Origin of the sequence: Niastella populi (genome assembly GCF_002078015.1) — a bacterium.
GTDB lineage: Bacteria > Bacteroidota > Bacteroidia > Chitinophagales > Chitinophagaceae > Niastella > Niastella populi.
The window spans coordinates 1-9,090 of record NZ_LWBP01000241.1; the positions used below are offsets into that span (position 1 = coordinate 1).

10 protein-coding genes are annotated in these 9,090 nt (G+C 39.9%); 5 read left to right on the plus strand and 5 right to left on the minus strand.

Features of this window, described 5'->3' with window-relative positions; translation table 11 throughout:
* Position 1: 1 nt before the first annotated feature.
* From A4R26_RS30925 to A4R26_RS30945, 4 genes are all read right to left on the minus strand, one after another.
* Entirely contained in the window at positions 2-493 is a 492-nt protein-coding gene (locus A4R26_RS30925) for a hypothetical protein (RefSeq protein WP_081170467.1), read from the minus strand.
* Positions 494-718: 225 nt separating this feature from the next.
* Positions 719-1,024: a hypothetical protein gene (locus A4R26_RS30930; RefSeq protein WP_081170469.1), complete on the minus strand. Its 306-nt coding sequence runs from the start codon at positions 1,022-1,024 to the stop codon at positions 719-721.
* Between the two features lie 56 nt (positions 1,025-1,080).
* Complete coding sequence (locus A4R26_RS30935; RefSeq protein ID WP_081170471.1) at positions 1,081-1,572, minus strand: hypothetical protein; 492 nt, start codon at positions 1,570-1,572, stop codon at positions 1,081-1,083.
* 885 nt (positions 1,573-2,457) lie between these two features.
* Positions 2,458-2,961: a hypothetical protein gene (locus A4R26_RS30945; protein WP_081170475.1), complete on the minus strand. Its 504-nt coding sequence runs from the start codon at positions 2,959-2,961 to the stop codon at positions 2,458-2,460.
* A 555-nt stretch (positions 2,962-3,516) separates the two neighbouring features.
* On the opposite strand from A4R26_RS30945, the gene A4R26_RS30950 reads away from it, so the two are divergent.
* From A4R26_RS30950 to A4R26_RS35275, 4 genes are all read left to right on the plus strand, one after another.
* Positions 3,517-3,771 (plus strand): hypothetical protein, encoded by a 255-nt coding sequence (locus tag A4R26_RS30950; RefSeq protein ID WP_081170477.1) that lies wholly within the window; start codon positions 3,517-3,519, stop codon positions 3,769-3,771.
* A gap of 244 nt (positions 3,772-4,015) precedes the next feature.
* A complete protein-coding gene (locus A4R26_RS30955) occupies positions 4,016-5,167 on the plus strand; it encodes a baeRF3 domain-containing protein (protein ID WP_081170479.1) in 1,152 nt (383 codons plus the stop codon).
* Positions 5,168-5,222: 55 nt separating this feature from the next.
* Positions 5,223-5,537 (plus strand): HPF/RaiA family ribosome-associated protein, encoded by a 315-nt coding sequence (locus A4R26_RS30960; RefSeq protein ID WP_081170485.1) that lies wholly within the window; start codon positions 5,223-5,225, stop codon positions 5,535-5,537.
* A gap of 335 nt (positions 5,538-5,872) precedes the next feature.
* Positions 5,873-6,046: a hypothetical protein gene (locus A4R26_RS35275; RefSeq protein WP_165760479.1), complete on the plus strand. Its 174-nt coding sequence runs from the start codon at positions 5,873-5,875 to the stop codon at positions 6,044-6,046.
* 211 nt (positions 6,047-6,257) lie between these two features.
* On the opposite strand, the gene A4R26_RS30965 is transcribed toward A4R26_RS35275, so the two are convergent.
* Positions 6,258-8,693, minus strand: a complete 2,436-nt coding sequence (locus A4R26_RS30965) for an ABC transporter permease (RefSeq protein WP_081170481.1) — start codon at positions 8,691-8,693, stop codon at positions 6,258-6,260.
* A gap of 120 nt (positions 8,694-8,813) precedes the next feature.
* Between A4R26_RS30965 and A4R26_RS35520 the strand changes: the two genes are divergently transcribed.
* Positions 8,814-9,090, plus strand: a 277-nt coding sequence (locus A4R26_RS35520) for a hypothetical protein (RefSeq protein WP_207625861.1), incomplete at its 3' end; no start/stop codon positions are given.

The following is a 9,090-nucleotide window of genomic DNA, read 5'->3' on the forward strand; positions in this document are numbered from 1 at the left end:
TTTAACTGGCCGAATTTGGGGGGAGCCTACACATGTCATAAAATTTTCGTGTCGCCAAATTTATTTTGAAGTTGAAATAGCAATTTCCTCCGTCATCAACGCCCAAGATTTCAGTTTTCCATTTGTCGCTCCCCCAAGTGTAGCAAAAGCAGTTAACCCAAACTTCTTTTTGTCCATTTTTATTTGTCACAACAATTAGCTGCTTTCTATAATTGCGTTTCTTTAAGTCTATACTCCATTGTTTGTGGTCTTTGTCTAACGAATTATTGTAGTTAGCCACACATACCAATAAAAAACTGTCAACAAGCTGACATTCAGTTTGTGTCAAGGTAGCTGCTTTAAAAGTACTGTCAAAAGGCCATCTGCTTTTTTTATTAAACTCAATTATTGCAGTTGGAGTGTCAAAAGTAAGACCATTGTTTTGTGTTTGAAGGTTTTTGTCTGTTGGTTTTTTATCAGGCACTTGTCCACACGCAACAAATGAAGTTGTCAAACAAAAGGTAATTGTCAAGATGTTTAAGTAAGAACGTAGTGTCATTTAAAATTACTTGCAACGGTTTAGGGCTTGGCGTTGTAGGGGAAATCAGGGAACGTCAGCCCAAACCTTTTACTAAAGATAAATTGAAATACAAAACTTGAGCCTTTGTTCGTCAGCCCCATAACGCCAAAACCCTGTTGGCGGTAGTGCTTAGTCAGGCAATGTCCGTGGTGTCTATTTTTATTTTGCGTCCAAAAATAAATACAATGATTTAATCAAATTGTTTTCTATAATAGCTACGTCCATTTCTGTCGCAACGGGCGTAGCTCCCTTTGGTCCAAGGTTCCAAGATATAACCTGTGTTGTCTGATTTACTTGCGATGGTTTGTTTAGTGCAAACTGAAATTCAATTGGCCATTCACTCTGCAATTTTGAAATAAGTTCATTTATCGCCCGATGTCCTACAATTGCATTTCCGTCATTGCTTTCATAAAAGTGAATGTCTGGTGCATAAAAACTGCCGATTGAACTTCCGTCCAGCCACACCTTGCGGTAAACCTCATGTTGGGCGAAGTTTTTGAATGATTATCATTGAAAAAATATCATGCCTTTTTAATCCTTACTCCTTGTTCTTGCAATTTTAATAACGTAAGAATTTTAGACATGTCTTTGCCCTTCGAAGTACAAAAATTAATCATGTCATATTCTATCTTATGTTGAATGCTTTCGGCTTTTTCCGAAATAGATTTTATTTTCTGAAATAATTCATCTTTTTCATTTTCCCAGTTTTTGTCATGTAGGCTCTCTGCCATAGCGTTGTGAACCAACCAATTTCTTTGGTCTAAGAACGTATATAGTTCATCTTGAAGAGCTGAAGAATACAGTTTTTCTTTGCTTGCAATATTAATAGCCTTGCCTAAAGTGTAATTTTGGTGCTGCTTTAAGACTTTATCAGCCTGTTCCTTTGTTGCGGCAGGATTCATTTTGAGAGTGATTGAACAGCTCAAAGCCTGCTCAACGATTTGGATTTTCCATATAGCTTCTCCAACGAAACAGTATAATGTAATTTCATTCTCGTTAGCTGGGATTTTCATAATGTTTTCTCTAATAAGCTTTCGGCTTTAAGGCTAATGTCTAAATAGTTTGAGGTCTTCAAATTTCGCCCAACGTAATGAGGCTTTAAGCAGTACGGGAATTTCTTGTACTTCAGCCTTACTCACTTGCTAAAGCAAAATAGATATTCTTTTGTTGAAAACATATTCGTCCGCCCGTATTGCTAAAAGCCTGTGTTGGGCGAACGTTTATCCTGATGATTCTTCTGATGATCGAAATTTATCGTCGATAATAAAAAAGCCTAAGGCTATCGGCATGATTTCAGATTCATCTGGACTTGTAATCGAACCCATTTTTCTGTTTCCGTCATAAGTAATCCAATTCTCGCTGTTCGTCATTTCGAAACAATATCTGCTCCAGGTTGATGGTTTCAGCAAGCGTCTATGGTTGTTGTTTTGTATAAATGAATATACTTTCCCAGTATTTAATCTCAAGATGCACCGTGTCTTATTCGCACTCTGCCAATTCGGAAATTCAAAAACACCAAGTTGTTCCTTACTTGCATTATCGTAAATAACATGATGCGGTTTGGCGAACAATCTGCGATTTCGCTCAACACGTATTATCATGTCTAAAAAGTAAACTAAAGTAATCGACTCAGATGCGTAAACTGTTGTTATATTCTCGTTGACGTCAACTATTTCGTACTTGTAACAGGCATATAAACTGTGCTTTAAATCTTTTATGTAGGGATCTCTTAAATATTCACTCTTGTATTGAAGCATTCTTCTGAATTTCGCCCAACGGATTAGCGCTTGCCGATGTACCGGCATTAGCGTTCCGTCTGCCGGGTAAGTTATTCAAATGTTGATGAAAGAACAAACGCTGAATGATTGTTCTTCAGCCGGTATATTGGCAAACGCCTGTTAGCTGCAGACTTCTTTGTCAACTAAATGCGATACGTCTTTACTGCAATAGAAGTATGACAAATCATTTCCTTCACCACCCATACTGTCGCTACTTGCAATTGTCAACTTTAAATTTTTAAAAAAGTATTCTCCATCTGAAAGTTGCTTTTTGTCGGCCGAGATGCCGCAAAGTAGGTCAGCAGCTTTTTCAATGTCCATAGAAAAGTCTATGATAACTCCAGCAACATTGATAGTAAGTCCGTAATGCACCTCAACTTCAGTCAACTGCTCGTTTTCATCAAAGTTTAGAAAAAAGAAATTATCTAGCCCTTGATAGCTTTCATAAATGTCCCGACGCTGTATTAAGCTTTGAGTAGCATCGCCAAGGTCAATAACATTGTCAGCAATTTCAAACTTGCCATTGAGTAGTGTTCTTACTTGTTGTCTGTCACTGCTCCATAATAGCAACTTGTTGTCGATGAAAACTCCTTTGTCGGGCTGATATGTTAGAGTGAGTGCCATAGTTTGCAGCTAACATTATATTTCCGCGTATTATACGCTACGTTTGACAGAGAATAATTTTTTCAAGTTATTATTTTTTAACTACTTAGCAAAAAAAACGCGGTTATTACCTAGTAGCGCAAATACAACTCAGGTTAGGTTTAAATCATCCTTTTTGTTCGAACAGAATCCCCATTACCTGTAAATCATTCCTTTTACCAAGCCTGTTGAAAACCCAGCAAATACTCATTTGAAAAATCTACAATATTATTAAGATCTGCCACAAACAGGTTCGAAAGTTGTAACCTACAGCCCGCAGATAAAATTGAAACGCCTTCAGGTCGTTAGATTTGAAGGCGTTTTTCGTTCGAAATATTGCAACAGATTTATGGCATTTCAATTTAATGTTTGATTATCAAATTGTTGGTAGGTTCGAAGTGTATCAGGATGATTACTGACAAGCTCATAGCTTTCACCTGGGCAAGTATAGCCATCAGCGTATCAAGCAGTATCTGAGTTTGAGAAAAATTCATACCAGTGCAAAATAATTGCTGTCTTCACGTTAAAAATAAATTGATGCAGATAAACGAATTCGATTATCAAAGTCTGGATGCTTTGTTTGGCGATTATAAAGAGCGCGCTCAGAAATTATTAAATGAGAAAATAGATCTTAATAAATTATCAGAGATTGCGAAAAAGCCTCTTGACACCCTTACGGCAGATGATCTGGCAACGATCAGATTCAAAAGCCAGCATGACGAAGAATTTCCGGAGCAATTCTCGTCCTTGCCTTTTCAAATTTCTTTACGCGAGTTGCAACGTATCACCTAAAAGACCTGGTGCTGCCGATACTCAGCAATCAGAAAATGAATGCTTACATGAAGGTGTAGAAAACGCAGCATGGTATCCCCCTATCCAAATACGGCATATCCAAACAATGCAAGCAGGATGCAAGTCCTTGTCCCCCGGCAATAATGTGGCGGTATAAATATTGCACTATATCAGGCAGGGATATAGTGCTGTAATATATTTTTTAACCGCATTTTAATGATGCTTTAATTACCAGTGTTGGCGAATGGAACTTTTAACAACAAGCACCCTGAATGAACTCAATAGCGTTGAAAAAACTCATTGCCTGTCTCTTTATATGCCAACGCATAGAAGTCATCCGGACAATCTCCAGGACCCCATAAAATATAAAAACCTATTAAGGCAGTTGGAGAGCTCAATGAAGCACAAAGATTTTGGCGGCGATGGCACAGCGCTTCTTGCTCCTTTCGAAGCCCTGGCTAATGATCATGATTTTTGGAATCAATCACTGAACGGCCTTGCCGTTTTTGCAACTAAAAACTTCTTTAAAGTAGTTAAGGTGCCAATTGAGGTAAAAGAATTAGCAGTCGTTGCTGATAGTTTTCATACCAAACCACTTAGACAGTATTTACAATCAGCAGATCGATATCAGGTTGTAGGATTGAGCCTTCACGACTTCCAGTTATTCGAAGGCAATCGTCATGGGTTATCTAAAATCGAACTACCTGATGAATTTCCCGATACAATCAAAGAGGCTCTGGGAGAGGAACTAACAGAAAAGCATTTAACCGTGGCGTCTTACGGTGGGGTTGGTGGTAACAAGGGAAATATGGTTCATGGTCATGGCAGTAGAAAAGATGAACTTGATCTGGATGCAGAAAAGTTTTTTCGTGCGGCTGCTGATGTAATATATGAAAAGATATCGAAGCCATCAGGTTTGCCTCTTATCCTCGCAGCCTTGGCAGAACATCAAAATCTTTTTCAATCGGTAAATAAGAATCCTTTTCTGCTAAAAGAAGGAATAGCAATAAATCCGAATTCTATAGATCAGAAAAGGTTTGCCATGATGGCCTGGGAAATAATGGAACCGGTCTATACACAAAATCTTCAAATATTGGGGGACAGTTTTCAGGAAGCTCTTTTGAAAGGCAGGGGTAGTGATAACATTACACAAGTGGCAAAAGCAGCAATTGAAGGTAGAGTTGATGTGCTGCTAATTGAGTCTGACAGAATAATAGCAGGGAAGCTAGCTGCAGCAACAGGGATCATCGAAAGAGGAAACCTGGAACACCCTGAATTCGACGATCTATTAGATGATATTTCAGAATTGGTAGTTGCGAGAGGCGGTAAAGTAGTAGTTGTTCCAAAGGAATTAATGTCAACCCGCACAGGGCTGGCTGCAACCTTTAGATTTTGATCGTTTAACATGTTACTTAATGTGTTATTACATTATAAATATTAATAACTCAACAATGCAAATTCAATTTAATACTGACAATAACATCCTCGGAACGGAAGAACTGAGAGGCCCTTTAGAGGACCAGATTGTCAAGTCGCTAAGCAGATTTAGCAAAAGCATTACACGCGTTGAAGTCCATCTAACGGACGAGAATAGCCACAAAAGCGGCCAAAATGACAAACGTTGTATGCTCGAAGCCAGGCTGGAAGGCATGCAGCCAATCGCTGTTTCAAATAATGATGCAACTGCGGAACAGGCAGTGAGTGGCGCCATAGATAAGTTGAAGGCCGCGCTTGATACAGTAATTAGTAAATCAAGAAATCATTAATTATTTGCACCAATTGTCTAAAGGCGTATGGCTTACGACAACAACAAAGCGTTTTTGATCGACTGCCTGGAAAAAGTCGCAATCCAGGCCTTGAACGTCCGCACCAACGTGGCTGCCTAAGAACCAACGGTACAATGAGGGCGCTAACAATATTTCAGGGATTCTTATCACTACCATTTATTGTACAATTCTTTCTTTTGTTCATTTAGCTGTTGCGTAATTTAAAATCGGCCATAAATATTTGATTTCGATACCGGAAATATAATGGCAGTCAATAATTATTGATGCCTCACATCATCCGGCTCGTAAATACAATAACTATTAAAAGGTATGAAATGAAAAAGCCGTATTATAATAAAAAGGCCAGAAAATCAGCTAAAGCAAACCTTAAACAGAGAAAGCAATTATCAAAACGGATGGGAGGTATTCGTGGTATTTCGATTGTGGTTGAAAACCGGAATACAAGCGCTACGACAAACGATAATTCTCCTAAAAATAATAAGTTATAAAGAGGCTTGCTGTTTTATTGGTAGCATGACTACAAGACTTCCTGCCCGGGCGATGAAGAAAACGTATCGTAATTGTACAATAAGTCAGCGGAGCGATAACCAAAACCAAGCCGGATATTTGGAGTTAGGCATCCATAATTACAAACACGCCATTTGTAATCACAAACGATGAAACCTTTATTTATAATCGGGAAAAATTACCACGCTTTTCTCACTCCGTTCTCAAACTCTTTACGGGATTGGCAAGCGCCGCTTTAATGGAGATATAGCCAACGGTTATCCATGCTACTATCAATGACAATAAGATAACGATAAAAAACATGCCTGCGTTTATCCTGATGCGAAAGGCAAAATCCTGCAGCCAGTTGTTCATCATATAATACGATACAGGTATTGCTATTAAAAATCCTAACGCAATAAGCAGGGTAAATTCTTTTGAAAAAAGTAAGACAATATCTTTTAGCGAAGCGCCCAAAATCTTTCTTATCCCTGTTTCTTTCTTTTTTTGAACCGTCATGAAGGAAACCAGTCCAAACAACCCCAGGCAGGAAATGAAGATGGCAATGCCTGCAAAGATCTTATACAAGAGAGAAAGCTGGTCTTCCTGGCTGTAAAACCTGGCAATGTTATCGGTAAGGTATGAACCGGTAAAAGCATATGCGGGGAAATGGTTGTTCCAGATCGATTCAATGGAAGCCTGTGTTTTCGACATGTCTGATGAGCTTAATTTTATTCCGAAAACAGCGTACCTGTCTTTTCGTTGTGCAATGATCATCGGCCTTATTTCTTCTTTCAGTGATCTTGCTGTAAAATCTTTCACCACGCCAACGATCGTTTTCCAGGAGGCGCCGCCCATGCGAATTTCTTTACCAAGGATATCCGACGGGTGTTTAATGCCCAGTTTTTTCACGAGCGTTTCATTTACTATCACCTCTTTCGCTGTATCGCTTTTGTCATATACGCGGCCGGCTACCAGCTGCAGGCCATATGTTGCAAAATAATCTTCATCGGCATACTTAAGGTATAAATTAAAATTTTCTTCCGGTCGGTGATCAAATGAAAAATTCGTACTTGATGCATTGTCCGATGAAGGAGCTTCCGAACTACAACTCACCGACAACACGCCAGGCGTTTGCAACAGTTTTTGTTTAAACGCTGCCGATTTCAATTGAAGGGTGCTGTCTGTATTGGCATTTAGAAGAAAAACAGCCTCTTTATTAAAACCGAGGTTGGCATTGTGCACATAGTTCATCTGGCTGATGGCCACTATAGTGCCGGCAATCAGTACCTGCGAAATGGTGAATTGTGTTACCACCAGTCCTCTTCGTAGGGAAATGCCACCCAGGGTTGCAGAAGTGATCTTATTTTTAAGTGCCAGTACGGGCCTGAAACCCGAAATGACCAATGCCGGATAGAGGCCTGAAAATAAGGTTACCAAAACCATAATGCCGCCCAGGAACGCAGCCGTTTCCTGGTTGAAGAGGTTCAACGCTTCCTGAACCGGCGAGATATATTTTATAAAAGGCAGGCATAACCAGGCAATGCAAGCTGCCAGTACAATTGCTATAGCTACAATAAAGGCCGTTTCACCCATCACCTGTGCGAAGATCTGCAGGCGGTTGCCACCCAATACTTTTCGGATGCCTATTTCCCTGCTTCTTCGTACTGCCAGCGCGGTGGAGAGATTGATGAAGTTGATACAGGCCATAACGATGATGAATATACCTATCAGCGATAATGTCCAGATGGTTGATCTGCTGGTTATGTGATCGCCAAAATTATCGTAGCGGTTATCAAAATGCAGTTCGCTCAGCGGCTGCAGAAAATTCAGGGTGGAAAGATCATGGTTGTCGGGGTAGCGCTTTCTGCTGAATTCGGCAAGTTGAGCGTTCATCGCGGAAGGGGAGATCTTTTCAGGAAGCAAAAGGAACAACTGAAAATTGCTGGTTACCGCGCCCCACCTGTTGGGGAAACCGCGGGGGCCTGCGTTTGCATTCAGTGTTTCGAAAGAGGTAACTATCTTCAACGGAAAGTCGGAGTTGTCAGGTACATCTTCCAAAATACCGGCAACCTTTACCGTAGCTGTATAGTTCACCCGTAATAATCCGTAATTCAGATTTAACAATTTACCTACGGCATTTCGCCAGTCGCCAAAATACCGGTCGGCCATTTTTCTGGTAAGTACTGTAGTGTATGGCTCATTTAAAACATCGGCAGAACCAGCCAGCCAGTGGTGGTTGAATACCCGGAAGAACTGCGGGTCACAGAAAAAAAAGCCGGTTTCTTCTATGAATTTTTCAGGAGCATTCCCTGGTTCGTGTGTATCCGGCACCGTTACCTGGCTGCCAAAACTTGCAAACAAAGTACCTGTTGTTATCTGCGGAAAATCGTTTCTCAACGCATCCCGGGCCGGAAAGGGGTTGCCTGACCCGATATCAATTCCATCAGCATCTTTATCCTGCCGCACAACCCGATAGATATCCTTATAGTTTTTTTCAAAAGTATTATAGCTCAGTTCATAGTGCACTACGGCAAATAGTAACAGGCATGCGGCTATACTAATGGCAAGACCTGCAATATTTATGGTTGTATGGGCTTTATGTGCTGCTGCACTTCTTATAATTAGTTTAAGTTTGTTTTTTATCATAGCACTGCTGTTGAGACGTAAACCTGATAACCGGCATTTTCCATTGAAAAATATGCCACCTTTTTAAGTGTTTGATTATGCATAAATTGTAATTGCATAATATTTTCGGAATGTTCTTTTTTGATACAGCGGGTGCGTCATTCCGATACAAAGCGCGCACTTCTTTCCATTTTTTCATATGAAAATGGTGCTCTACCATATGATAGCGCTATGTTTTCATATGAAAATGGTGCCCTGGCATATGAAAACCCCCTGTTTTCATATGAAAATGGTGCTCTATCATATGAAAACCCTATGTTTTCATATGAAAATAGTACGCTGTCATATGAAAATGCTATGTTTTCATATGAAAATGGTGCGGTTCCAAATATTGCTATTCCCCGTGTGGATGATACTT